Source organism: Hadarchaeum sp. (SeqCode), from assembly GCF_049969415.1.
GTDB lineage: Archaea > Hadarchaeota > Hadarchaeia > Hadarchaeales > Hadarchaeaceae > Hadarchaeum.
On sequence record NZ_JBMFOX010000113.1, the window covers coordinates 1 to 1,768 of the forward strand.

1 protein-coding gene and 1 pseudogene are annotated in these 1,768 nt (G+C 57.9%); one reads left to right on the forward strand and one right to left on the reverse strand.

The genetic code is table 11. The annotated features are described in order from the left end of the window. Positions 1-287 (reverse strand): annotated as a pseudogene (locus tag ACP5PX_RS08180) (hypothetical protein); the annotation flags it as partial. A gap of 57 nt (positions 288-344) precedes the next feature. On the opposite strand from ACP5PX_RS08180, the gene ACP5PX_RS08185 reads away from it, so the two are divergent. Continuing rightward, on the forward strand, positions 345-1,768 hold a 1,424-nt coding region (locus tag ACP5PX_RS08185), incomplete at its 3' end, for an ISL3 family transposase (protein ID WP_428085456.1).

The window sequence follows — 1,768 nt, forward strand, 5'->3', positions numbered from 1 at the left end:
GTCAGGGCGATGCGCCGCCCCGCGTCCTCCGGCCTCTGCAGCACGGTCACGCCCCAGGCGCCTCCACCTCCCCGCGGGCCGGCTCCCCCGCCCCGGGCAGGAGCACGAACGCCACCGTCACCAAGGCCGCGACCGCGGACAGGCAGGTGCGGGCGGTCAAGACTCTTCCGGTCCCCAGGCATCTTCCTCTCATCCGGCTTCTTGCCCTCCTTCCGGGAAATGAGCGAGCGATGGACGGTTAGATTATATGGTTCTTCTCCATAAAGTATGGGTGAAACAAGGACCATCGTCCACCATCTGCGAATGTTCTTAAGGAAGTAAAACAAGCGCAGAAAGGAGAGACGATGGTCAAGCAAGAGTATATCGACCAACTGGTGGGGGTACAAGGGTACACAGTTGTTGCCTTGCACTTCGGGGAGGGAAGAGCCAGCGAGGAGAAGGAGCTGGTGGTGGAGATAGAGAGACTGGAGGCCAGGTACCGCTGCCGCTGCGGGGCCGAGTTCAAAACCTACTACGACAGGACCACACGCATAGTAAGAGATCTCCCTTACGGCCCCTACAAGCGCTCCTGGCTCTGTTTCCACCAGGTGAGGGTGGATTGCCCGCGCTGCGGGGTGGTGACCGAGGAGCTTTCCTTTTGCTCACCACATGCCACCTACACCAAGCGCCTGGCGGCGGAGGTGGCCCTCTCCTGCCGGGAGATCCGCTCCTTAAAGGCCATAGCGGAGCAGTACGGCCTGGACTGGAAAACGGTGAAGGAGATCGACAAACGGGCGCTTTCCGAGGAGCTGCCCACGCCGGATAAGACCCCCGCCAAGCTGCTCGCGGTGGACGAGTTCTCCGTAAAGAAGAGGCACAGATACGCTACCACGGTGATCGACGCCGAGGCCCCCTGCGTCCTCTGGGTGGGAAAAGACAGAAAGCAGGAGACCTTAGAGGAGTTCTTTTCCCTCTTCGGGGAGGAGAGCTGCTCAGGAGTTCTCGCCTGCTGTATGGACATGTGGGACCCTTACGAGGCGGCGGTGAGGAAGCACTGTCCCCAGGCCGAGATCGTCTACGACCCCTTTCACATCATCTCCGCCTACGGGCGGGAGGTGGTGGACAAGGTAAGGGTGGAGGAGAGCAAAAAGGCCCGGGGTAGGCATAAGGACGCCTACCGGGGCACCCGCTACATCCTGCTCTCCAATCATGAGAACCTAAAAGACTGGCAGCAGGAGAAGCTTTCGGAGCTCCTGGCCCTAAACAAGAGGCTCTTCACCGTCTACCTGCTAAAAGATGATCTCAAGCGCCTGTGGCAATACCGCAGCCCCTATCATGCGGAGCGCTTCTTCCGGGGCTGGTACCTGAGGGCTATCTACTCCAAGATCGAGCCGTTGAAGAAGTTCGCCAGGATGCTCAAAAGAAGGCTTCCCGGCATCCTGGCCCATTGCCGCTATCCCCTCCATACCAGCGTGCTCGAGGGAATCAACAACAAGATCAAGGTCATAAAGAGGGTGGCCTATGGGTATAGAGATGAGGAGTACTTCTTCCTGAAGATACGGGGAGCTTTTAGGCTAGCTACCCACAATTCATGCAGAAGAGCCATAAAATTTAAACCGGTACGTCAAAAAACCTGTGCTTGCCCTGGCCAGGATGAGAGGGTGGTCCCTTTTCTTTTTCTTTTTTTTTTTTTTTTTTTTTCAAACCTGAAAGCCCCTGCCAAGACGATACAGCATCGGCCCCCACTCGATAGGCGGGGCTTCGTTCATGGGTTGCGCACGATGAGGAC